Origin of the sequence: Desulfogranum marinum (assembly GCF_963675105.2) — a bacterium.
GTDB classification, from domain to species: domain Bacteria; phylum Desulfobacterota; class Desulfobulbia; order Desulfobulbales; family Desulfobulbaceae; genus Desulfogranum; species Desulfogranum marinum.
The window spans coordinates 68228-92858 of record NZ_CAXXRO010000001.1; the positions used below are offsets into that span (position 1 = coordinate 68228).

The window sequence follows — 24631 nt, forward strand, 5'->3', positions numbered from 1 at the left end:
CCGTTTCGGCATATCCGCTTTTTAAGACAGTTCTTACAGAACCGACTCCTTACATTTTCTTTTCCGTAAAGGACCTTTTACTGCTCTGCCGGGATATGGGAATCATCCGGACGCCTGAGCATAAGTGCAATTACAACTGACAGTACCAGCAGACTCGCTGACAGATAGAAGGCAGTAGTAAGACTACCTGTCTTATCTTCGATCATTCCTGCAAGCCTAGGCATAAATGCACCCAGTCCCCAACCGAAGAAGACCACTCCAAAGTTCATAGCAAGATTCTTTGGGCCATAAAAGTCTGCAATAAAAGACGGCATCAGTGACAGCAGACCACCGTATTGCCAGTATCCGACACCCGCTGCGACAAAGAGCAGGAGTACATTTCCAGAACCGATGATAAAAGGCATACTGGCAAGAGCGATACAAGCCATGAAGTTATTCAAGGCATAAGCTTTCATCCTGCTCCATTTATCAGCATAAATCCCTGTAAATGGTCGACCGGCAGCATTCATAATACCACCGAAAGATGCTAAAATCCAACCGTTGGCTGCCAAGAAAGGAATACTGGCACCTACTTTTTTCAGAACGCCTGCAGCGTTACCAATGATAAGAAGTCCGGACTGGGTAGCGCAGATAAACATAATAAGCAGCATCCAGTACTGAGGAGTCTTGATCATCTGTTGCCACTTCCAGTTTTTGGTGGTTGCAACAGCCCTTTTGGGTGCCGTTGCCCCTTCTTTTAAACGTTGTACCGGTGCAACATAGCCTTGTGGTGGAGTCAGAAGAAGTTGTCCCGCGATGATTACAATTACGGCAAAGAAAATACCAAGAGCAACAAAACTACCGGTAATACCATATTTACCGAGTAAAAATTTTGCCAGAGGCGAGATGTACAGCGCCGCGCCACCATAGCCCATTACAACCAGACCAGCGACCAAGCCGCGCATATGAGCTCCAAACCATACTAATGCAGCAGGAGTTGGAGAAGCATAACCGATACCCATTGCAGTACCGCCAAGCACACCAAATCCGATCATCAATCCCATGTAGCTTTTCATCATTCCTGCTATGATACAACCAACAGCAAGTAGAAGCCCACCAAGAGTGGCGCCAAATTTAGGACCAAATGCATCTCGAATCTTTCCACCAGGAATCATTGTCAGTGCAAAGAAAATAATTGCAAGCGAGAAAGGAGTAGAAAGCTGAGCCGCAGATAAATAACTCCAACCTTCATTTAGGCCACCCATTGGCTGCCCAACCATGTCGACGGACGGGGCAATCATCGCCCCTTTCCAGACACTCCAAGCATAAAGAATACCCAGACAGGCGTTAATCGCCGTACCCGCGAATGTGGTAATCCAAGCTTGTACAGGCACTTTGTCTTGACTCATGAAACTTACCTCCCCCTTGTATGATTTACTATTGTAATGGATACGGAGTTGACTCCCCGTATCTATTGATGGACAACGCAATCAATACAACCACTTCAGCAAGAAATATGAAAATGAAGCTAAGCTCTTATAACAATCCGCATTCTACGAGTCAAGAGATAAAAAACGTGAAAACAGGCCAAGATGTGGCGCTGGGGCGGAAACAGGATTACGGCACGAAAAGTGCAAGAAATTCAACAAGATACAGTCATTAATATTTCATATTAACAGATAATAATTATACTGGCAAGCTCCTGTTTATGTTTTTTGGCATCCCCTTTGCGCAATACTATTCACAATGAATGAACATTCAGCGATAATTCCCTTAAAAACAATTATTCTTTCAAGCTTGCCCTTTCATTATTTTTTTACACTTTTTCTTAGGTCACCCCCCCTCCTAATCCACATTTCATGCAGAAAAAAATTTTGCCAACCACGGGTCTCCACGCCAATTGTTGCAGTTTAAAACACGATTTTTTTTTCTATTTACCATTGTCGTGTCTAAGTGATTCTTCCTACTCACCATCTGCAATAAAAAAAGCAAAAGATGCATTCCTCAGCAAAACGCACTCAACCGATCATCATTACTGAGTAAATACTGATCAAGTCATTTTCCAGGAACATACATAATATGTATCCTCCTGCCTGTTATACAGACGGTCAATTGAACAAGAGACGGTTATTGTATAATAATGGATTATGTGCTACGTTGTGTGAACATGATCATTTTTACGATGTCATTCATATTACCTATACAGCAGCTATGATACGCTTTCTCACTCAGCCAAGGGCCTTGATACCTGGTCACAGAATGTTCACGTTAGTTTCTCTGTAATCTTCTTTCCTGTTAACTCCCACGATTATACTCCCACGCCATGCACAGCACCGAATCACAAGCTCCTAAATTGGACCCTGAACTTTCGACCGAGGCAAGTCTGCTCAGTGAAATTTATGGTTTTCTCGCTTTGGCTATGCGCTACCCAGACTCATCCTTTCTTGACGGGCAGTTTCTTGATGCATACGAAGCCTTATTACAATCTCTTGAGTGGAAAGAAGAATATGCGGATATGCAAAAGTGGCGGTCGCAAACAGGTGACTTCCTCAATGATCTCCAAATAGAATATACCCAGCTTTTTATAAATGCTTCACCAGGAACGACCATACCGCCCTACGCCTCTGTGTATATGGATGGTGACAGATCCATCCAGGGAAAAACTACAGAAAAAATCAAAGATTTTTATCGCAGTTGCGGGTATGAAGTCACATCATCCACCGAACCACCAGACCATATCCAGCATGAGCTCGAATTTTTAGCAGCACTTGCCGGCGAAAACAGACGGGAAGAGGAAACGCTTTTTTTACACTCACTCTTTCGGCCATGGTTTATACGATTTTTAAAGCACAGTATACAGGAAGCTCGTCATCCATTTTACAGGGTGTCGATACAGTTAATTGATTTTTTCACCAAGGAGGAACAGTAAATGGCAATACATCTTTCCAGGCGGAATTTTTTAAAAACCGCCTCCATTGCCGCTGCGTCCGTGCCGCTATCAAAAGTAGTGGCGAAAGCAGAGACTGGAGTTGCAAAAGCACCACTGGTACCACCAGGAAGCTTTAAAGATACAGACACTGTTGTTGGCGGTGTCTGTGAAATGTGTTTCTGGAGATGCCAGCTGGTTGGAAAAGTTCGTGATGGCCGCCTGGTAAAGATTGAAGGCAACCCCAAATCCATCGACAATGGCGCCTCCATCTGTGCCCGCGGGAATGCCGGCGTAAAGCTGCTTTACGATCCAGACCGCCTGAAGTACCCCATGAAAAATGTTGGCAAAAGGGGAGCTCCAAAATGGCAACGCATCACCTGGGATGAAGCGCTTGACACCTGTGCCACCAAGCTGAAAAACGTGATCGACGAACACGGGCCGGAAAGTCTTGCAATATTCCCCCATGGCGCATCTGCCAGTTATCCCTTCCATTTCTTTGAGCACACGGTAGGCACACCTAACGTGTCTGAAGCATCCTTCTTCCAGTGCCGCGGCATCAGGGATATGGCCTATATGGCCACCATCGAACAACCGCCTGGCGAAAACGTAGACATGCCTAATACCAAGGTGATCTTCCTTTTAGGCGGCCACTTTGGAGAGAATGTTCATGTCTCCCACCTTAAGCGTTATCTTAAGGGACTGGAAAATGGAGCCAAACTGGTTGTCGTTGACCCACGTTTTTCTGCATCAGCAGCAAAGGCTGACATTTGGGTACCCATCCGTCCGGGAACTGACACGGCCATGCTGCTGGCTATTATGAACTACCTCATCCAAAATGATAAATATGCAGCAGACTTTGTCGATGAATACGGTGAAGGATTTGAGGAATTTGCAGAAGGCATCAAAGAATGGACACTTGAAAAAGCTGCTGCTGAATGCGATATACCTGTTGTCCAGATAAAAGAGGTCGCCGACCTGTTGGCTGCCAACATGCCGAACGTGGCCATCCACCCTGGTCGCCATGTGTCCTGGTATGGAAACGACTTTCAGCGACAGCGTGCCCTTGCCTGCCTGACAGGCGTACTCGGTGCCTTTGGCGTTAAAGGCGCATTTGTTCCTCCCAAAGGACCAAAGGGATTGAAAAAAGTGAGCTGGCCCCATGGAGACCATGAACCCGACTTGCTCAATGACTATGCTGACAATTCGCATGATTTTTCCCCTCCGGGAACTCCGACCGATTTGATTCGCGATGCTGCCATCACCGGCAAGCCTTACCCCATTAAAGGATGTGTGATCTGGGGACAGAATCCGATTCAAACTATTCCCAATCAGGAAAAAACCATTAAAATGCTCGAACAGATGGATTTTGTCATGTGTACCGATGTCATGCCTACAGACATCACCATGTACGCTGACATACTCCTGCCCGAATGCTCCTACCTCGAGCGCTACGACTACATAAAAACCGGCACCCAGTGGAACTTTGCGGACGAACACCAGCAATATATCGCCCCTCGCATGCCGCTTGTGAATCCTGAATTTGAACGTAAAGACGGCATCTGGATTACCAATGAACTGGCTAAACGGATGGGATACGGCGAATTCATTCCCACCAAAGATCAGGTTGAGATGGTCAATACCCGTCTAGCCGGTGTCGGTCTCAGCATAGATAAAATTCGTGCTGAAGATGGAATCCATATTCAACCCGGTAAGGATCCATATGGTATTTCCGAGGACATGACTGTTATTTTCTACAACGAAGATCTGGAAGATGCGGGTTACCCACCGATCCCTACCTATATTCCAGTGGAAAGGGCTCCTCAAGGATACATGCGCCTTTTATACGGTCGTTCGCCGGTACACACCTTCAACCGTACCCAAAATAATGCATGGCTGATGGCTGCCATGGACAGCACCCCTGTATGGCTCAACGACAAAGTTGCTTCCAAGCTGGGCTTTAAAGAAGGCGATACAGTCTCCTTGGAAAACCAAGACGGGGTCAAGTCACGTACGACGGCCACCGTCAAGGTAACACCGGGTATCCGTGAAGATGCCGTTTACATCTACCACGGCTTCGGCTCCATGAACCCGGAACTGACAATAGGGCATAACAAAGGCATCGATGACACGAGCCTTATTACCAAACTGGCTGTTGATCCTGAAACAGGTTGCCATGGTATGCGCAATAACTTTGTCAAACTTGTAAAAGTCAGTTGATGGCTGCATATAATCACACGCTCGCAACCATCAAGTAAGATATTCTCTGGAGGAATGAGAAATGCAATATGGCATGATTATCGATATCGACAAATGTGTTGGCTGTCACGCCTGCACAATTGCCTGTAAAGCTGAGTGGGAGGTACCCGCCGAGTTTGGGCGCAATTGGGTATATCGACTAGGACCGGCAAATACATCAGCCGGCATGTCCTACACGTATTATCCGGGACTTTGCAACCACTGCGATGAGCCCCCATGTGTAGACGTCTGCCCTGCTGATACAGTCAATATGACCATGAAGGATGCAAAGACTGGCAAAACCGTCACCATGGAAGTTGCTGCTACCTGGAAAGACCCATTCAACGGTACCGTCCAGATTGACAAGGAACGTTGTATAGGCTGTGGCGCCTGCCGTGATGCCTGCCCTTATGGTGCCAGATACATCAATGAAGATCTCGCCGACGACGAAAGTGACGGTAAAGCGGACAAATGCACCTACTGCATGCCAAGAGTCGCCGAAGGACTTACTCCATCTTGTGTACAGACCTGCCTTGCAGGGGCCAGAATTTTCGGCGACCTTGATGACCCTGAATCAGAGGTTTCGCAATATGTCAAAAAAGGAGCTGTAGCCCTCACGTCACCAGCCGTGCAGATTGGCTCCAACGGCCGCTATTACAGTAGCAAAAAGGCTGACATGGAACTGCTGATGCAGAGCGCACCTCAGGAGATGCCTGAAGCTTCACTCAGGCGCATTATGCTTGCGAAAATGTCACAACCCGCACTGAAGCAGATAAAGGAAATGGGACTCATAGGGTTGGCCGGCGGTCTTTTTGTCAAGTCGCTCAAACAGGATAAAGAGTAACGCTTCCTTTCGTTCTATTGATTATAACCCGCCACTTCAGTGTGGCGGGTTCTTCCTTTTATGACGCCATTACCAGATCTCAAAAAATACAAGCATCTCACCCGTGCCTGCTTTATAAACGCACCATTTGATCGTCTTTGTCCCGACGACCTGCTTCCTTTTTTTTTAGACAACAAGCTTCAACCCGAAATAGGCCTTGAGGGGAATTTTCTATGGACCGAACCAGATAAAAACTTCCAGGAAATGGCTGACAAGCTCAGGGACCACGGACTCTCCTGTACTCTACACGCCCCTTTTCACGACCTCGTCCCAGGTGGATTTGATTCTCAAATCATATCTTTATCACGGCAAAAACTTCATCGGGCCTTTTCGCTGCTCCCTGTTTTCAAACCCAAAAGCATTGTCTGTCACCTTGGTTTCGAATCGCATAAACATGCTCATAATCTCGACCGTTGGTTGGATGTAAGCACAGAAACATGGAGCCGGTTGCTGCCACTTGCAGCAAGGGAAAACATACCGGTTATGTTTGAAAACACCTATGAGCTTGATCCATCTGTTCACCTGGCTCTTTTTTCCAGGCTCAAATCGTTTCCATTTGGATTCTGTCTCGACACAGGTCATGTACTGGCTTTTTCCAACACCACGTGGCAAGATTGGGTCAAAGCTCTTCGCCCCTGGCTGGGGCAGGTGCATTTACACGACAACGACGGCACCAGAGATGCTCATCTCGCAATTGGTGCTGGTTGTTTTGATTTTGCCGGCTTTTTCAAAAGCATACCTAACAAGCCTTTACTTTGCACCCTTGAGCAACGCTCGGCAAAAGATGTTGCTGCAAGTTTAGAAAAACTCGAGTGGTTGAAAGCCTCCTTCCTCACGTCTGACCTTTGCCCACAAAAATAACCACCAGGAAGATCTCCCCCCCTTGGCCCGCACTCTTCTCGCCGGCACTAAAAAAAAAGCTGGAGTAAATGCTCGTCTATGATGGTAACATGGTACTATCTGATCGATATTCTTGTGACTAATGAAAATTCTACTTTTGTTTAATAACAAAGTTGTCGATAAAAAGGCATGGAAGATAACAAAGTTCCCCCTCCGTCAAAACATTTGCCACCAGTGGATGAAACAAAAAAAGCAGACAGCGTCGAAGGTATATCCAGGCCACCTGTTGATTGGCACAAGGCGACAACGCAGCCTACTTTTGTTGTAGAGGATTCTTTTTTTCGTTCCCGTACTCCGCGACCTGTTCACTGGTCTATCGCATGGGCGGACCTGATGATGACGATGTTTATCCTCTTTCTCACTCTTTTTATCTATCAACTTGCCAACCGTGAGTTTCTTAACCAAGAAAGCGTTGAAGTAGTAGCAGGCGAGATCATTTCCCGACCGCCGTTGTCGCCCGAGACAACTCTTCCGTTTCATCCGATCTCTCCCCAAATCTCAAAACATCGCGCCGATAAGCTCAAATCAGTAGAGCGCGTATCTGAAGATGAAATCATAGTAGACGACACATTGGCAGATAAAGAAATTCCAATAAATGCTATCGAATTGGATTTATCCGAACCAGTCCCCATAGGGCCTGTTTCGCCGCCCCTCTCGACTGCGCCTACCGACACAGTGATCCCCCGTGAACTGATAGTGAAAGAGAGCTTGCAGATTGAACAAGGGATAATCAAAGAGCAAACTGAACAAACAACTGTCGATGACAATATTTTCACTGAAATTTACGACCTTTCTCAGACTACCCTTACCGATGAAAAAATGGCCGATTTTGCTTCGGTGGAATTAGTTCCAGATAAAACGGTACGTATCATCATTGCCGGCGACCTTCTTTTTGCGTCAGGCAAAGCAGAACTCTCGCCTCAGTCTTTAGAATCTCTGCGCAGCCTATCTGTCATCATCGCACAGACACCCTATATGATAAACATAGTAGGCCATACCGATTCCGTACCCATGCATTCGCAGCTTTTCCCCAGCAACTGGGAGTTATCAGTTGCACGGGCAAGCCGGGTTGCACGTTTCCTTATAGAGGATATAGGGGTCCCCGGTAAACAGATAGTGGTATCAGGATTTAGTTATTTTCGACCAGTTCGACCAAACACCAATGAAAAAAATAGAAGTAAAAATAGAAGAGTAGAAATCATCCTCTCCAAAGAACCACCACCTGCAATCGACAGGACCAAGCCCGCTCAATAAAAGAATAGGACTATCATGAGAAGAAAAAACCTGATCGGATTTATTCTGTGTGTTGTTATTTTTGTTACCGGTTTTTTGATCAAAGGCAACCTCGCACTCTATTTTAATATTGCCGGGCTCTCAATCGTTCTTGGCGGAAGTGCTGCTGCAGCTCTGTTAAGTTTCCAGGTCAGCAGGCTAAGAATCGTGTATATGGTTGTCCGCGCTTCGTACACCCAAAGAAACATCTCTGAAGACGATATTGTCAATATCCTGATTAACCTCGCCATAAAATCCCGCATGGAAGGTGTTTTGTCGCTGCAGGAGGAAGAAAACGAAACATCTATCTTGTTTCTCCGCCGGGGGCTTGGATGCCTGGTTGATAACTACGAACCGCATCAAATTCGTGATATTTTAAACACAGAAATGTATTTTTTTAAGCTACGCAGAGAAGACAGTGAAAGAATCCTCCGTACCATAGGCGACTTTTTCCCTGCGTTTGGCATCATAGGCTCTGTTGTCGGCCTGATCTCCATGCTCGCAGGAATCGGCGACACTTCTGTGATTCTTAAAACAGTACCGGTTGCCCTTACCTCAACCCTCTATGGGCTCATTTTTGCTAATTTCTTTTTTGTACCCTTTGCTGCCAATCTCCGGGAAAGGACCAATCATGAGCTGCTGCTCCAAAAAATTATAATGGAAGGTATCATTGCTATTCAAAGCGAACTCAATCCCACCATTTTAAAAACAAAATTACTTTCATTCCTTACTCCCTCCGCCCGAAAAGCAGACTTGGTACCGCTGGCAAAAATCAGAAAAAGATTTAATATCGACGATTCCCTTATGCCTGCAGCAGATCCTGACCGGGAGTAGTTCAACCAAGAAGAGGATGGCAAAATTTTACAGGTATGTGTATTATATCACCTGCCAGATACGACTCCCTGTAAATGCGTGCTTGCTGCTTACGCGAAACCTGCCTGCCGGAACCATGTACCAGTTCATCTTCTTTGCCTGCTCTCTTTTATTGCTGTTAGGCTGCTCCCCTGCAACGGTCAGCACCATTACCGACCAGCCCGGAACCAAAGAATTACCACCTGCAGAAATACTGGAACTGGTAGAAGGGAACACCCTCTACATTCAGTCTTCAGAAGAGGATAGCTATCTTTTTTTCGATCCTTCAAGCCGTTTATTCGGCAAAGATCTCTACGCTAACCGGGACACAGGGAGATGGGACGTTAGTGAAGACGGACAGGTGTGCTTGAAAATGAAAAGTTGGTGGTATGGCGACTTGAAATGTTATCGGATTTTCATGAGGGGCGACCGTGAGAAAATTTTTCTGGCCAACAGTGCCGATGTGGTCGAATATTCTGCAGTATATTTTGCAGGGGACAGCAAGCACCTTTTCGTTGCTCCTGCTGCCAAGAAAAAAAGCTTCCGTAAATCTGCTCGACAACGACAGCAACAACCCACGACCTCTTCTTCTGAGGAGCAGAACAATAGTCGTCAACAACAAAAAACTGAGCAATACGCGGTTACGGAGCCGACAACTACCGATCATGCATCAAAAGATACGCAGGCCACTGTCAAATGGGTGGCAAAGAACTGCCCAGGATGCAATATGGACGGCGCTGATCTGAATAAAGCCAACCTGGTTGAGGCTAATTTGGCTGGTACCAACCTGGCGAATGCTGACTTACAGATGGCAAACCTGCGTCGGGCGAACCTCCGGGGGGCGAACCTCAGAAATGCTGTCCTTAAGTATGCCAATCTCCCTGGGGCGAACCTCCAAAACGCCGACCTTAGAGGTGCCGATCTCCAAGGTGCTAATCTTATTCGCGCCAACCTCACAGGGGCAAAACTAGATGGAGCCAACTTGCAGGAAGCACATATAGACGGCACCATAGGCCTTAACTGACCTGTTCCTTATAGAAACAAAAAGTATACCCACCCTTTCAATCACCCAATCTTTACACTTTCTTTGCCGCCTATGTCTGCACCATTTGTTCACCTTCACGTCCATACACAATACTCCATGCTCGACGGAGCTATCCGCCTCAAAGACCTTATTGACCGGACCCGCGAGCTCGACATGTCCGCGGTAGCGGTTACAGACCACGGCGCCATGTACGGGGCTCTTGAATTTCACGAAAAAGCAACCAAAGCCGGAGTAAAACCGATTGTGGGTTGCGAGTTTTACATGGCTGAAAACGGGATGCATATCCATGACCGTTCTGCTGGTCACAACTTTCATCTGGTCGCTCTTGCAACCAATGCCGTTGGCTATGCCAACCTAATGAAATTGGCGTCCATAGCTCAACGGCATGGATTTTACTATAAGCCCCGTATCGATTTTCCGACCCTGTACAAACACCAGGAAGGCCTGATAATCCTTACCGCCTGCCTTCACGGGGAAATCCCCTGGAGAATTACCCACAATGATATTAACGGAGCCAGGGCCAAGGCGATAGAAATCCAACAGGTCTTTGGAGATCGGCTCTACTTTGAAATGCAGGAAAACGGCATTGTCGAACAGACCATTGCCAACAAAGGCATAATGGAGCTTGCCGAGGAACTCGGCGTCAAACTTGTTGCGACCAATGATTGCCACTACCTGAGCAAAGAAGAGTCTTATGCTCATGAGGTCCTTCTCTCCATTCAGACCGGGAAAACTATTACAGATCCCAACAGATTCCGATTTCCCACCCAGGAACTGTATTTCAAAACAGCGGAGGAGATTGCCAAGCAATTTCATTACTGCCCTGAGGCAGTTACCAACACCCTGGAAGTCGCTGAACGCTGTAACCTTGAATTGGAATTTGGTGCCCACTATTTTCCCATTTTCCCCATACCTGAAAATGATACCCTGGAAAATGTCTTTGAAACATCCTGCTGGGAAGGATTACAGAAAAGGCTTGATCACCTTCGAGAGTTGCAAGAGGTTCCACCGGAACTTGAAGAAACCTACAAAGACCGGCTAACCATGGAGATAGGGGTCATTAAAACAATGGGATTTTCAGGTTACTTCCTTATTGTTGCCGACTTTATCACCTGGGCAAAGGCGCATCAGATTCCGGTCGGACCAGGTCGTGGTTCCGGAGCCGGAAGCCTCGCAGCTTTTTGCATGTTTATCACGGACATTGACCCCATTCCCTATGGACTTATTTTTGAACGGTTCCTCAATGTGGAACGTATGTCCATGCCCGATTTTGATGTAGATTTCTGCAAAGATCGAAGAGATGAGGTTATTGACTACGTGCGCAGTAAGTATGGTGGTGATGATTATGTCGCCCAGATTGTTGCATACGGTTCAATGAAAGCAAGGGCGGTGCTGCGTGATGTTGGCCGGGTACTCGAAATTCCCCTGCCGGTTGTAGACCGGATTGCCAAACTGGTCCCGGATGAGCTGAAAATTACCTTGAAAAAGGCGATCGACAAAGAGCCACGCCTCAGAGACGCGATGAAGGATGACGACGTCCGTGAATTGCTCACGGTGGCACAAACCCTTGAGGGGCTCTCTCGGCATAAGTCTACCCATGCTGCCGGGGTTGTTGTATCTCCCACGCCGCTGGTCGATTATCTGCCGGTATGTATCGGGCCAAACAAGGAAATTCTGACCCAGTACGACATGAAGTATACCGAAAAGACCGGACTCATCAAGTTCGATTTTCTCGGTTTGAAGACCCTTACCGTCATTGACCGAGCCTTAAAACTCATCGCCTTTGATGTTGGTAAAGAAGTTGAGCTCAACAAAATCCCCATGGATGATGCCAAGAGTTACGACCTGCTTTGCCGAGGAGACAGCCTGGGGGTTTTCCAGCTGGAAAGTGACGGCATGCGCGAACTGCTGATCAAGATGCATCCCGAGCAGTTCACCGACCTCATCGCCCTGGTTGCTCTCTATCGTCCGGGACCACTTGACTCCGGCATGGTTGACACCTTTGTCGAAACCAAGCATGGTCGCCAGCTGCCAGACTACCCGTTACCACAGATCAAACCTGTCCTGGAAGAAACATACGGCGTTATTGTTTATCAGGAACAGGTCATGAAAATTTCCAACATTCTTGCAGGTTACAGTCTGGGAGATGCTGACATTCTTCGTCGGGCAATGGGGAAAAAGATACCCGAGGTCATGGAAGAGGAACGGGAAAAATTCATGGCCGGTGCCAAGAAACTCGATGTCCCTGAAGATAAAGCCAAGTACATTTTTGACCTCATGGCTAAGTTTGCCGGATATGGTTTCAACAAATCCCATTCGGCAGCCTATGCTCTTATTGCTTACCAGACAGCCTACCTTAAAGCCCACTACCCCGCCCAGTTCCTGGCAGCTCTTCTTTCTTGCGATGTTGACAACACCGATAAGGTGGTCAAATATATTTCGGAATGCAAGCAGAATAATATTGATGTACTCCCCCCGGATATAAACGAATCCTATCATGACTTTACGGTTATCAAAGACCGAATCAGATTTGGGCTGGCAGCTGTCAAGAATGTCGGTGGAGCTGCCCTTGATTCTATTTTGGACGAACGTAAAGAAAATGGACCATTTGCCTCTCTGGGTGATTTCTGTAATCGCATTGATGGAAGCCGGGTGAACCGAAAAGTCATAGAAAGCCTCATCAAAGCCGGGGCCTTTGATTCCATGAAAGGAAAACGCTCCCAGTTTATGGAAGTTCTGGACCACGCACTTGAACAGGCTAAAGCGATTCAACGAGATCGCATGAGCGGTCAGATGAGCCTCTTTGCCCTAGGTAATCAGGCTGAAGCCACCAGTTCAACTGAAATTACCCTCCCTGCAATAGACGAATGGCCTGAATTAAAAAAACTTGCTTACGAAAAGGACACTGTCGGTTTCTTCCTCACCGGCCACCCACTGGAAGGCATTAAAGAAGAAATGAGCATGATCACCGATACTGATGTTGAAAACGCCGGCACGTGGCGAGATGGGCAGCCAATTCGAATAGGTGGCCTCATCTCCAGTTACAAGGAACACAAATCCAAAAAAGGCGACCGAATGGCCTTTACTTCCATTGAAGACATGACAGGCGAGATAGAAGTCATTGTCTTTCCATCCACCTTTGCCGAGTGTTCAGAAATTCTTCGAAGTGATCTACCACTGGTTGTCCTCGGAACAATACAGCAAGGGGAGCGTGGGGCAAAAGTAATAGCACAGGAAATCAGCTTGGTTCAACAGGCCATGGAAAAATATACAGAAAAAGCCGTAATAACCTTGCAAGCTGAGGCTACCTCACGGCAGCATCTAAGCCAGCTCAAGGAAATTTTATACCGATACCATGGTCTCACTCCGCTGCATCTCACTCTTCATTTTGATGGAAGAGGAGAGGTGGATATCGATATTCTCAAAGACCTGACCATAAAATCCTGCCCCGATTTTATCCGTGACGTAGTAGGGTTATGCGGGAACCGGACACTTTCTCTGCGTATGAAGACGCCTGAAGTGAAGCGACGAGGGAATGGAAATGGAAGATCCGGCTTCAACAAAAAAACCCATGCATAAAACGAACTGTACTATCAGATAACCTTAGGCTTCCACTGAGACCTGTTGAGGTAATCATAAGCGCAAAGAATGCTCTGTTTGAAAAAGCTCTTTAATGCATGAGCACCACATCAAATCCATAGCTACCTGTCATTATAGGTGGCCATGGCTGCAATAATTGCCACTCTTTACTACCTTAGGCCGACTCGTTTACCTGAAACCTGTAAAAAAGGCTTGCTTTATAATCAATATAGAGTATTAATATCAGGTGAAGTAGGGTATTAGCTTTTCATGTTGAGAGATTACTTTCTTGACCGTCCAATGCTCTTTAGAGGAGCACCGGACGGTTTTTTTATATCATGAGAGTAAATATATAATATCCTCGATCAATGAATTGGCCGTCTCAAAGGCCAGCAGAAAGGAAACAAAAGAATTGAACAACGGTATTGTAAAGTGGTTTAACGCGTCAAAGGGTTTTGGTTTTATTGAACAGGAAAATGGTTCTGACATATTTGTCCATTATTCCGCGATCCAATCAGATAGTTACAAAACACTTGATGAAGGCGCTCAAGTACAGTTTGAAGTAGTAGACGGCCAGAAAGGACCGGCAGCAGCTAATGTAGTACAGCTGTAAACTCTTTCTAAAACATACGACCCTCAAATGCCCTGCTTTCAGAGCAGGGCATTTTTTTTGGAGAAACAGCGGTGTTTCCCCAAATCACCTTACTACCAAACACCATCCATTTCCTTTTTATATATCTCATGACAACATTCTCAGATCTCGGCATTAAAGACGAAATTATACAGGGACTTGATTCCCTGGGAATCGTCACCCCTACCCAAATTCAAACTGAAGTCATTCCCTTGCTGCTCGGCAAGCAAGGCGACCTCATAAGTCTCGCCCAGACCGGAACAGGAAAAACGGCAGCTTTTGGCCTCCCCTTGATCCAGTTAACAGAATACAGCAACAGAAGTACACAAATACTGATCCTCTGTCCGACAAGAGAATTATGTGTCCAAGTCGCTAGGGATTTACAGGATTATGCTAAAAATATTCGAAAATTAAAAATTCTGTCCATCTACGGTGGTGCCCGCATTGAACAACAAATGCAAGCTCTTCGAAAAGGAGCGCAAATTATTGTTGCAACTCCAGGGCGCCTCAATGATCTGATCCGGAGAGGAAAAGTCGATATATCCCATATCCGTTACGTTGTGTTTGATGAAGCCGACGAAATGCTGCAAATGGGCTTTCAAGATGAGATTAACGCCATTTTGGAACAAACCCCTGCACAAAAAAACACCCTGCTTTTTTCCGCGACCATGCCAAGAGAGGTCGCTGCAATTGCCGGCAAGTACATGACGGATCCAGCCGAAGTAACCGTGGGCAAGCGTAATGCTGGAGCAGAAAACGTACTCCATGAATATTACACTGTACATCATCACAACCGTTACCCGACTTTAAAGCGACTCCTTGACAATGCACCGGGCAACTATTCCATAGTATTTTGCCGGACCAGACTGGAAACCCAGGAAGTTGCGAACAAATTAATCCAGGACAACTACAATGCAGACGCACTGCATGGGGACCTGTCCCAGGCACAGAGAGATCTGGTCATGGGCAAATTTCGCTCTAAACATCTTCAGATTCTTGTTGCCACAGACGTTGCCGCCCGTGGCTTAGACGTTAACGACCTCACCCATGTGGTCAACTACAATCTCCCTGATGACTTTGCCAACTATACCCACCGTAGCGGCCGTACAGGCAGAGCCGGACGCAAAGGAATTTCCGTAGCCATCATCAACCCAAGAGAGCGGTATAAGATACGGGAAATTGAGAAAAAAATTAAAAAGAAATTTATCCAATGCCAAGTGCCTTCCGGCACAGTGATCTGTCAGAAGCAACTCCTCAACCTTGTCGACACGGTGAGCAAGGTCGAAGTAGATAGCGCACAAATCGATCCACTCTACTCAGAGGTTGCAGAGTTACTTGCATCCTATGATCGGGAAGAACTTATCAAAAAATTCCTCTCCCTTGAATTCAACCAATTGCTTGAATATTACCGCAATGCACCTGATCTCAATGCAAAAGACAGGGACAGAGGCAAAGGTGAACATGAAAAAAGGGATGGCAGGCGTAAGCTTCAAACTCGACATACGGATCGCAATCAACAGTTCACCCGCTTTTTTCTGAATGTCGGCCGCCGTGATGGCATCATGCCGCAAAGACTTATAGGCACCATCAATGGTGCTCCAGGTGGAGGGCGTATCAAGGTCGGGAAAATAGAAATAATGAGAAATTCTGCTCTTATTGAGGCAGATAGTAAATATATCCCCCAGGTTCTCAGCGCCTTTCAAGCTATTACCATAAACGGAAAACCGGTTTCCATTGAGGTGGCCTCAAAAAAACGAGCCCCGAAATCAGCTGCAAAGGGAAATCCTCGTTTTTTTAAAGGCAACAATAAGGCCGGGAGGAAATAATATCCATCAACTTACACAAAAGGCAAAAAACAGGGGGTCCCTGTTCTGCCTAATCCAGTGCCAGCGTACACGTGCACGATAAAGCTCATCTGAGGAGAGTGATTATGAATATTTATGTGGGTCAATTACCCTTTGATGTAAACGAAAATGACCTTGAGGTTCTCTTTTCAGAGTTTGGTGAAGTCGCCAGCGCTCGCTTGATAATGGATCGGTATTCAGGCAGACCTAAGGGATTTGCTTTTGTAGAGATGCCAAACAACTCAGAAGCCGATGCGGCCATTAAATCGTTAAACAAGAGTATGTTTAAAGGGCGAGAAATAAAAGTCAATCAGGTACAGCCCCAAAAACGTAACAAACGTTCCAAGCGCCGTCCGCGCTACTAAAAGCCTTCCCAAGTTACAGCCCTGTTATGCAACAGAACAAAAACGATTTGTTGACGGGTTTTTCTCCTTTTGCATAACAGATATTCCTCCTTTACGAGCCCCAAGGCACAGGCAGCAATCGGGACAGGCCGTATACTCTCTGTTGAAAAATAATATCCATCAAGACTGGTAGTCTGCTTAAGGCTGGTATCATTACAGCAGGAGTATGGGTGGGGGCAAAATCTTCCAGGCCTTGCTTTCTCAATATTCCTATTTAAGAATAATCATACCGCCTTCAATACCCTCATCTCTACCTGAAGCACAGCACCACCACACCTTTACCAATGTGTCGTCCTTGCTCGTAAATAAAAAGGGATCCAACAAATCGCTCTGATCGATAACCCACAATTATTTTACCAGCAGGATCGTCTCGCCACACCCACCTGGTATAATTTTCAGGAGCGTTCTTGATGTCTCATCTGGTGTTGCGCTATGTATTTCTCTGCCCGAGTCCAGTCAACAAGCTGTTTTCCACAATTTGTACATACATTTACTTCATACCGATACTCTTGTCACCGCACTCAAGGCACTATCTCGGGATAGGCACCCAATTTGCTGCAACATAGTTCTCTTAGCCCTGGGCTGAGAAATCCTACAGAGCCGCCTGGTTCCATATCAAAAAAAAAGGGGCCAGATTTTGATGCTGCCCCTGCCCCTTTTTCTTTTTTGATTACCTACAATAAGGCTAACGCTTCATTTACAAAATATAGCGGCTCAGATCCTCATTGTCAGCTATATCCGTCAGCTGATTTCGTACATACTCAGCAGTAACAGTAAAAGTAAGGTCTTCTCGTTCAGAAGCGTCAAAAGACACCTCATCAAGCACCCGTTCCATTATGGTATGCAGCCTCCGCGCACCAATATCTTCGGTCTTCTGATTGACATGAACAGCTATCCTGGCCATTTCATGGATAGCCTCTTCTTCGAAAACCATATGGATATCTTCTGTGGCAAGGAGCGCTTTATATTGTTTGACCAGCGCGCCCTGCGGCTCTGTTAAAATACGAAAAAACTCTTCCTCGCCAAGAGCATTGAGATTGACCCGTATGGGAAAACGTCCCTGCAATTCGGGCACAAGGTCAGAAGGTTTGCACACGTGAAACGCTCCACTTGCGATAAAGAGAATATGATCTGTTTTTACAGGACCATACTTGGTGGTAACGGTTGCCCCTTCAACAATGGGCAGCAAATCTCGTTGCACCCCTTCTCTTGAAACTTCAGGAGAACCGGAGCCGCTTCCTCCCCTGGAAGCAATTTTATCAATTTCGTCAAGAAAAATTATCCCTGACTGTTCAGTGCGGCGGACAGCTTTTTCGGCAATACTCTCGTTATCAACCAGCCTTTCAGCTTCTTCCTTGTTCAAACACTCAAGTGCCTCAGGCACTTTCATTTTTCTATTTTGCTTCTTTTTCGGGAAAAATTTAGAAAAAGCATCCTGAAGGGAACTCTGCATGTCCTCCATTCCAGAAGCTGAAAAAACCTCAACCATGGGGGTACCGGTCTGGTTGCTTGCAACATCCAGTTCCACCATACGGTCATTGAGTTCCCCATTTCTCAACATCTGACGAAATCGTTCTCTGGTTGAACCTGATCCTTGCTTGTAGCCGGATGCGGCCGCATCATCACCATCATAGCCAAGAGAAACGACTCCGGAATCCTCCCCTTGTGCTGGGGGAGAGACGGGCCTCTGCGGTACGCGAGGCAGCAGCAGGTCGAGCAAACGTTCTTCTGCTTGCCTTTCTGCCTGTTCTTGAACCCCACCCTCTTCCTCCTTGGTCACCATATTCACAGCCAACTGGGTGAGGTCTCTGACCATTGACTCCACATCCCGGCCGACATACCCGACTTCAGTGAACTTGGAAGCTTCTACTTTAAGGAACGGACTTTGGGCCAAATGAGCAAGACGCCGTGCAATCTCCGTTTTGCCAACCCCGGTGGGACCGATCATAATAATATTTTTAGGAGCTATTTCCTCCCGCAGGGGCGAGTCTACCTGCTGTCGTCTCCACCGGTTACGAAGTGCAATTGCAACCGATCGTTTAGCATCAGCCTGGCCTATAATATAGCGATCAAGCTCTGCTACTGTCTGTTTAGGGGTGAGTGAGTTCAGTCCTTTCATCATTTATTTTTTCAACAACAATATTGGAGTTAGTATAAACACAGATGGAGCCTGCAATTTCAAGTGCGCTCCTGGCAATTGCAGGTGCATCAAGATCTGAATGCTCGATAAGTGCGGTGGCTGCAGCTTGCGCATATGGACCACCAGAGCCTATGGCAATTATGCCGTCATCAGCTTCGATCACGTCCCCATTGCCGGACAGCAGCAGTGAATATTTACTATCGACAGCCACCAGCATAGCTTCAAGACGGCGCAACATTTTATCTGTTCGCCAATCCTTTGCAAGCTCCACCGCCGCTCTCATCAAGTTGCCGTTAAACTGCTCAAGCTTCTGTTCCAGCCGATCATAAAGGGTAAATGCGTCAGCTGTTGCTCCGGCAAACCCGGTAATAACTTTGTCGTGATAGAGCCGGCGCACCTTTTTTGCCTGATGCTTAATCACCGTGGCGCCCAGGGTAACCTGACCGTCCCCGGCAACCACGACTTCTCCTTTATGGCGTATGGCAACTATAGTTGTAGATCGAATTTTTTTCATATTTTTCTAAAAAGATAGAATCAACATTGGTAACAAATCACAGTGCTGGGCAATATTAAGCACTCACCCTCCAAGAGTCAATCCCTGTTCATTTTTCAATGAGTCGCAACTTGCTGCAAGATCCCGATGGACTGCTTACTCAGTACCATCTCCCCCAAGCTTTGAAAGCTGTGCTTTGGGATGGGCCTTATCGTACACAAGGGTAAGATGGTCTATGTTGACATGGGTATATTTCTGAGTGGTCGACAGACTGACATGGCCAAGTAATTCCTGAACCATGCGTAAATCCGCCCCCATTTCCAGTAAATGAGTTGCAAAAGAATGCCGAAGCCCGTGCGGAGTAACAGGTACTTCGATACTTGCTCGCTCGCCATACATACGTATTGCTCGTTCGATACTTCTGACACTTAGACGGGTTCCACGACTGTTGAGAAACATTGCTGCTCGTTCCGCCTCATAGCCGCGACTCACCCTTGCAACGATGAGGGCCTGACGCTCAGCCTGATAATACCCTAGAGCCTCGGCTGCGGTCCTCCCGTAAGGGACTACTCGCTCTTTTTGACCTTTTCCCTTGACCCGGACCACCTCTGCTGCACGTTCATAATCGGCCACATTGGTTGCAACCAGTTCAGATACTCGCATCCCAGTCGCATACAACATCTCCATAATGGCTTTGTCCCGGAGGTGAAAAGTATCTTTAGGTTTAGGTGCTTCAAGCAAGGCAAACACCTCATCCACGGTAAGGAAATGAGGAATGTGCTTTCCCGTTTTAGGATTTGCAATCCCCGCAAGTGGATCAGCATTTAACACGCCTTCTCTTGACAGATAACGAAAAAATGTACGCAGCGCTGACAACTTTCTCGCAATCGTAGCACCACTGTTGACTCTGTATAAAGAAGCGGTGAATCTTTTCACAACCGCACTGCCCATGGCATCGACGTGAGCTGGTGCTTCACAAAAACGATAAAATTCTTCTACATCTCGCCTGTAACCATCGATAGTATGCGGGGAATACCCCTTTTCTAGGCATAGCCAGGAAACAAATTGATCAATATAGTGTATCATTGCCAAACAGGTATTGAAAGGAAGGGATATTATGTTTAAGCTATAAGATTAACCCTGTACGCTTTGCAAGGCAAGCACCAAACCGACAGCCTTTTCGACAGAGAAAAGCATGGAGCCGAGTTATGGCCAAAAAAACATTCGAGAGTGCACTCACCAAATTAGAAAAAATCACCGTGGAACTGGAAGCCGGCGAATTACCCTTGGAAACGAGCTTAAAAAAATTTGACGAAGGCATGCAGCTGGTCAACTTCTGCAACACTACCCTTGAAGAAGCCAAGAGCAGGGTAGAGATACTCATGAAAAAAAACAATACCTATGAAAATGTCCCCTTTGAGGAGAACTCAATTGGAGATTAAGGCATACCTGAACAAACAACGCAGCATTGTTGAAGCGTACCTTGAAGAAGCAATAGCCAAACCTGTTGGCGACTTTGCCGGCCACATTGAGACAATGCGCTATAGCCTTTTTGTCGGCGGGAAACGTGTTCGTCCCATTCTCTGCCTTGCGGGGGCGGAAGCAGTCAGTTGCGGCAAGTGCGATATACAAGAAATACTCCCCATCGCCGGTGCCATGGAATGTATTCACACGTATTCCCTCATCCATGACGACCTGCCGGCAATGGACGATGATGATCTTCGCCGGGGAAAACCGACCAATCATACCATCTATGGCGAGGCAGCCGCTATACTTGCAGGTGACGGACTTCTGACCTATGCATTTGAACTACTCAGCAACGGGAGTTCACAACGTGACCCGGCTGTTACATTGCAAGTCATACACCTAATCGCCCAGGCAGCCGGAACGTTCGGCATGGTCGGCGGCCAATCACTTGATATGATTTATGAGGGAAAACAAGTTGCCTATGAGACCCTAAAAACGATCCATAAAAGCAAAACAGGGGCACTGATTACCGCCTCTGTCGTAGGCGGTGGTCTAGCCGCAGGTGCTGCAAAAGAACACCAACAAGCGTTGACAAGCTATGGCAACAACATTGGCCTTGCTTTTCAAATAATTGACGACCTGCTGGATGTAGTATCAACTACGGAGGAACTGGGTAAGCCGGTAGGTAGCGACGAGGAAGCCGACAAGGTCACCTACCCTTCCCTCTTCGGGATCGACCAGTCAAAAAAAATGGCCGAAGAAGCAGTTGCCGATGCTCTGGAATCCCTTGCCATTTTTGATCACCATGCTGACCCGCTCAGGGGCATAGCATCCTATATCATTGAACGGAAGTATTAACATGCTCATCATGAACAACCCGGTGGATCAGCACCACAAAGTCTTAGATTATGTAAATTCACCCAAAGATCTGCGCAGCCTCACCCCTGATGAATTGCCGGCCCTAGCGCACGAACTCAGAGAGACTATTATATCAACGGTTGCAGAGACTGGCGGTCACCTCGCGCCCAGCCTCGGTGTCGTAGAACTCACCATGGCACTGCATTACGTCTTTAACACGCCTGAAGATAAACTCATCTGGGATGTCGGCCACCAGGCATATGCGCATAAGCTGTTAACCGGTAGAAAAGACGTATTCCATACCCTTCGCCAATATAAAGGGCTTAGCGGTTTTCCCAAACGCTCGGAAAGCATTTACGACCCTGTTGAAACCGGGCACAGCTCCACTTCTATCTCCTATAGTTTAGGTATGGCAGTAGGCAAGGAATTGCGACAGGATAACAACAGGGTCATCGCTATTATCGGTGACGGTTCCATGACTGCAGGTATGGCCTTTGAGGCGCTTAATCATGCAGGCGACCTTGATAAAAACCTGATCGTGATCCTCAACGATAACGAGATGTCCATCTCGCCAAATGTAGGTGCTTTTTCCAGCTTTCTCAGCAGAAAGATGACAGGAAAAACTATTCGCAGGGTTCGAGATCACATCGAAGAACGACTGATGGCCTTGTCTTCTGTGGGGGAAAACATCCTCTCCATCCTCCGCAAGAGCGAAGAAAGTCTGAAGGCGTTCCTGACTCCGGGAATCCTCTTCGAAGCACTGAAATTTAAATATGTCGGCCCCATACCAGGTCATGACCTTGATAACCTGATAGCAACGCTTGCCAATGTCCGAGACAACAGCCACGGTCCGGTTCTCATTCATGTCGTAACGACCAAAGGCAAGGGCTACAAACCGGCTGAAGAGAACCCAGGTGCGTATCATGGAGTCGGCCCTTTTGATATCATTTCAGGCAAACCGAAAAAATCAGGAAGTTCCACTCCCTCCTACACCAAAGTTTTCGGGAACACTCTTTGTAAACTTGGCCGTAGCAATAACAAAATAGCTGCAATCACGGCAGCCATGCCCGGTGGTACAGGACTCCAACCATTTTGCGCAGAATTTCCTGAACGTTTTTTCGACGTTGGAATCGCCGAACAACACGCCATTACCTTTGCAGCAGGTTTGGCACTTGAAGGCATGCGTCCTTTTTTTGCGGTCTATTCCACCTTTATGCAGCGCTCTCTGGACCAGTTGGTACATGATGTATGCCTGCCCAACCTTCCGGTAACCATTGCCTTGGATCGAAGCGGAGTCGTTGGTGCGGACGGCCCCACCCATCACGGAATCTTTGATCTATCCTTTCTTTCCTTTGTGCCCAATTTAACCATGATGGCGCCCAAAGATGAAAATGAATTACAACACATGATGTATACAGCCTCGCTCCACGATGGGCCGGTTGTAATTCGATATCCACGTGGCAATGGAGAGGGGATCCCCTTTGATCTTAATTTCACGGCACTGCCTCATGGAAAGGGGGAGTTGCTTACATCCGGCCAAGACGTTCTCCTCCTCCCGGTGGGCAATCGGGTCTACCCGGCCTTAGAAGCTGCAAAAGAACTTGCGGCACTTGGTATTTCCGCGGCAGTGATTAACCCTAGATTCGTCAAACCCCTTGACCGAGAGCTCATAAGTAAATGGGCGGTAACAACCCGGTATGTAATCACAGTGGAGGATAATTGTACCCAAGGGGGCTTTGGCAGCATGGTGCTGCAAATGCTCAACGAGCAAGGCCTTCATATACCTTTGCAAATGCTTGGTTACCCAAGTACCTTTGTCGAACATGGACCACAGAAAATCTTATGGGAAAATGCAGGAATAGACAGCAAGGGCATTATTGCTGCAACGCGCAAACTGCTTAACAGATAACAATATATTTGTAAAAAAACAGGTCAACGATCCTGACCAGTCGAAGAAAAGCCCTACAGGGGGATAGAGGTAAATCCCCCTTTCCCCCTTGTAGTCAGTTCGATATTCTTTCAATAATTACGCAACAACAACAGCCCCAACCAAATAGAGTCATTGCTTAAATGCGGTAATATTCTCTATACCATTGCACAAAGCGTTCAATCCCATCTTCAATACTGGTGGAGGGTTTAAAGTCAATTTCCCTCACCAGGTCATCAACATTAGCGTAGGTGGCAGGAACGTCCCCATTCTGCATCGGCAGAAAATTTTTCTCAGCTTTTCGACCAATACACTGCTCAAGCACCTCTATATAACGCATTAACTTTTCTTTGTTATTATTGCCGATGTTAAAAACTCTCCATGGGCAATAGCTGGTTGCAGGATCCGGCGCATCGCCCCGCCACTCTTTATTGGGCTGAGGCACATGATCGATAACCCGCAAAACGCCTTCAACAATATCGTCAATATAGGTAAAATCCCTTTCCATCTCCCCATTGTTAAAGACATCAATGGGTCTACCTTCCAAAATAGCCTTGGTAAAAAGAAACAGCGCCATATCAGGCCGTCCCCAAGGGCCATAAACCGTAAAAAAGCGGAGGCCGGTTGTTGCCAGGTTAAAGAGGTGGCTATAGGAATGAGCCATCAGCTCATTGGCTTTTTTTGATGCCGCATACAAGGAAACCGGATGATCCACATTGTCATGCACGGAAAAAGGCATCTTGGTATTGGCACCATAGACCGAACTTGAAGAGGCATATACCAAATGCTTGACACCACTTTGGCGGCACCCTTCCAAAACATTAACAAAACCGACCAGGTTGGTATCCACATACGAATGAGGATTAATAAGCGAATAGCGTACTCCTGCCTGAGCGGCTAAATTTACAACCGCATCAAAGCTCGATTCTGCAAACAATTTTTCCATTTCCTGACGATCAGCCATGTTAAACTCAGCATGCGAAAACGTCTTGAAAGGTTGTAACTGTGCCAGTCGATCCCGCTTCAATTGCGGGTCGTAGTAATCATTTATATTATCAAGGCCAACAACAGTCCTGCCCTGTTCCAACAGACGTTTTGCCAGTCCATGGCCGATAAATCCAGCAGCACCGGTTATAAGAATTGTTTCCATAGTATATTCTATTCACGACAGCATTTGAAAAACCTAACCATCT

The 24631-nt window shown here is 46.8% G+C and carries 19 protein-coding genes; 14 read left to right on the forward strand and 5 right to left on the reverse strand.

The features are described 5' to 3' along the window. Positions 1–77 precede the first annotated feature (77 nt). Positions 78–1388 carry an L-lactate MFS transporter gene (locus tag ACHZCY_RS00300; RefSeq protein ID WP_319547436.1) on the reverse strand — a complete coding sequence of 437 codons (1311 nt, stop codon included), beginning with the start codon at positions 1386–1388 and terminating at the stop codon, positions 78–80. Positions 1389–2302: 914 nt separating this feature from the next. Between ACHZCY_RS00300 and ACHZCY_RS00305 the strand changes: the two genes are divergently transcribed. The 11 genes from ACHZCY_RS00305 to ACHZCY_RS00355 all read left to right on the forward strand — a co-directional run bounded on the left by ACHZCY_RS00305 (position 2303) and on the right by ACHZCY_RS00355 (position 16514). Further along, entirely contained in the window at positions 2303–2908 is a 606-nt protein-coding gene (locus ACHZCY_RS00305) for a TorD/DmsD family molecular chaperone (protein ID WP_319547437.1), read from the forward strand. Beyond that, complete coding sequence (locus ACHZCY_RS00310) at positions 2909–5125, forward strand: molybdopterin-containing oxidoreductase family protein (protein ID WP_319547438.1); 2217 nt, start codon at positions 2909–2911, stop codon at positions 5123–5125. A gap of 61 nt (positions 5126–5186) precedes the next feature. Next, on the forward strand, positions 5187–5987 hold the full coding sequence (locus tag ACHZCY_RS00315) for a 4Fe-4S dicluster domain-containing protein (protein WP_319547439.1): 801 nt from the start codon (positions 5187–5189) through the stop codon (positions 5985–5987). 60 nt (positions 5988–6047) lie between these two features. Then, the gene (locus ACHZCY_RS00320) at positions 6048–6887 is read left to right on the forward strand and encodes a sugar phosphate isomerase/epimerase family protein (RefSeq protein WP_319547440.1); all 840 of its coding nucleotides are present in this window, start codon (positions 6048–6050) and stop codon (positions 6885–6887) included. Positions 6888–7055: 168 nt separating this feature from the next. After that, positions 7056–8180, forward strand: a complete 1125-nt coding sequence (locus ACHZCY_RS00325) for an OmpA/MotB family protein (protein WP_319547441.1) — start codon at positions 7056–7058, stop codon at positions 8178–8180. 15 nt (positions 8181–8195) lie between these two features. Beyond that, entirely contained in the window at positions 8196–9032 is an 837-nt protein-coding gene (locus ACHZCY_RS00330) for a motility protein A (protein ID WP_205220559.1), read from the forward strand. A 16-nt stretch (positions 9033–9048) separates the two neighbouring features. Further along, positions 9049–10074, forward strand: coding sequence for a pentapeptide repeat-containing protein (locus tag ACHZCY_RS00335; RefSeq protein ID WP_319547442.1), 1026 nt, complete (start codon positions 9049–9051; stop codon positions 10072–10074). 72 nt (positions 10075–10146) lie between these two features. Then, positions 10147–13674: a DNA polymerase III subunit alpha gene (dnaE, locus tag ACHZCY_RS00340; RefSeq protein ID WP_319547443.1), complete on the forward strand. Its 3528-nt coding sequence runs from the start codon at positions 10147–10149 to the stop codon at positions 13672–13674. A gap of 412 nt (positions 13675–14086) precedes the next feature. Beyond that, positions 14087–14287 (forward strand): cold-shock protein, encoded by a 201-nt coding sequence (locus tag ACHZCY_RS00345; RefSeq protein ID WP_205220562.1) that lies wholly within the window; start codon positions 14087–14089, stop codon positions 14285–14287. A gap of 128 nt (positions 14288–14415) precedes the next feature. Further along, positions 14416–16131: a DEAD/DEAH box helicase gene (locus tag ACHZCY_RS00350; RefSeq protein WP_319547444.1), complete on the forward strand. Its 1716-nt coding sequence runs from the start codon at positions 14416–14418 to the stop codon at positions 16129–16131. A 104-nt stretch (positions 16132–16235) separates the two neighbouring features. Next, positions 16236–16514, forward strand: coding sequence for an RNA recognition motif domain-containing protein (locus tag ACHZCY_RS00355; protein WP_205220564.1), 279 nt, complete (start codon positions 16236–16238; stop codon positions 16512–16514). Between the two features lie 736 nt (positions 16515–17250). Here the strand turns inward: ACHZCY_RS00355 and hslU are convergent. The 3 genes from hslU to ACHZCY_RS00370 form a co-directional block, all read right to left on the reverse strand. Continuing rightward, positions 17251–18672: an ATP-dependent protease ATPase subunit HslU gene (hslU, locus tag ACHZCY_RS00360; RefSeq protein WP_319547500.1), complete on the reverse strand. Its 1422-nt coding sequence runs from the start codon at positions 18670–18672 to the stop codon at positions 17251–17253. Further along, a complete protein-coding gene (hslV, locus tag ACHZCY_RS00365) occupies positions 18644–19207 on the reverse strand; it encodes an ATP-dependent protease subunit HslV (RefSeq protein WP_205220565.1) in 564 nt (187 codons plus the stop codon). The genes hslU and hslV overlap by 29 nt, the downstream gene beginning before the upstream one ends. Positions 19208–19342: 135 nt before the next feature. Beyond that, a complete protein-coding gene (locus ACHZCY_RS00370; RefSeq protein WP_319547445.1) occupies positions 19343–20272 on the reverse strand; it encodes a tyrosine recombinase XerC in 930 nt (309 codons plus the stop codon). Between the two features lie 122 nt (positions 20273–20394). Between ACHZCY_RS00370 and xseB the strand changes: the two genes are divergently transcribed. From xseB to dxs, 3 genes are read left to right on the forward strand one after another with little or no spacing between them, the layout of a single operon-like run. Then, the gene (gene xseB / locus ACHZCY_RS00375; protein WP_205220567.1) at positions 20395–20628 is read left to right on the forward strand and encodes an exodeoxyribonuclease VII small subunit; all 234 of its coding nucleotides are present in this window, start codon (positions 20395–20397) and stop codon (positions 20626–20628) included. Beyond that, positions 20618–21511 carry a polyprenyl synthetase family protein gene (locus ACHZCY_RS00380; protein WP_319547446.1) on the forward strand — a complete coding sequence of 298 codons (894 nt, stop codon included), beginning with the start codon at positions 20618–20620 and terminating at the stop codon, positions 21509–21511. Before xseB ends, ACHZCY_RS00380 begins: the two co-directional genes overlap by 11 nt. Before the next feature lies 1 nt (position 21512). Beyond that, positions 21513–23420: a 1-deoxy-D-xylulose-5-phosphate synthase gene (dxs, locus tag ACHZCY_RS00385; RefSeq protein WP_205220569.1), complete on the forward strand. Its 1908-nt coding sequence runs from the start codon at positions 21513–21515 to the stop codon at positions 23418–23420. Positions 23421–23577: 157 nt separating this feature from the next. On the opposite strand, the gene ACHZCY_RS00390 is transcribed toward dxs, so the two are convergent. Beyond that, complete coding sequence (locus ACHZCY_RS00390) at positions 23578–24588, reverse strand: NAD-dependent epimerase (RefSeq protein WP_319547447.1); 1011 nt, start codon at positions 24586–24588, stop codon at positions 23578–23580. Positions 24589–24631 lie beyond the last annotated feature (43 nt).